Genomic DNA, 745 nt, shown 5'->3' on the forward strand with positions numbered 1-745 from the left:
GCCGCCGGCCGAGATCGACAATGCGCTGGTCGACGGCCGTCTGGACCTGGGACACATCATTCCGCAGTACGAGCCCGCCGAATATCCTGCCAGCACCGCTCTGACCGACTCGAGCTTCGTGTCCGTCCAGACACCCCTGCACGGGGCGCTGCAGTCCAACGCCTGGGCCAACCAGGTCGCGTTCGAGACACCCGAGATTCTCGCCGAGTACGAGGACAAGGGTATGAAACTTCTTCTTCCCGAATATAATTCGGGGTCCAACGGGCTCTTCTGCGCCAAGGATCGACGCGATCTCGCGGCTCTGCGCGGGGCGCAGGTCACGGCATCGGGCCGTTCGATCACCGCCGAGGTGTCGGCGCTCGGCGCGAACCCCGTGTCGATCGCCTACACGGAGCTGTTCGAGGCGCTGCAGCGCGGTATCGCGGACTGCTCCGTCACGTCCTTCACCGTCGGCATGCTCGGCGGCTTCCTCGGCCAGACCCCGCAGGTGGTCATCGACCCCGACGCCGGCGTCGCGGTCGGGTGGGGTGGCATGGCGATGAGCAGTCAGGCATGGGATTCGCTGCCCCTGGTGGCGCAGCAGTTGCTGTGGGACAGCCTCACCGTGTATCTCGAGTCCAACATCGAGGACAAGATCCTGCCCAACACTGCAGAGGGAATGAAAGCCGTACTGGCGGCCGGTGGCTCGGTTCGTCCGTACGCAGACGACGCGCGGGCCGCACTCGACGCGGAGAATGCGAAGCTT

General features: G+C 65.6%; 1 protein-coding gene. It reads left to right on the forward strand.

The window, feature by feature from the left end; genetic code table 11:
* Window positions 1–745: type 2 periplasmic-binding domain-containing protein (locus A8G15_RS29010; protein WP_483826456.1), on the forward strand; the 745-nt coding region annotated here is incomplete at both ends.

It is taken from the genome of Rhodococcus phenolicus, assembly GCF_001646785.1.
In the GTDB taxonomy this organism is placed as follows: Bacteria; Actinomycetota; Actinomycetes; order Mycobacteriales; family Mycobacteriaceae; genus Rhodococcus; species Rhodococcus phenolicus.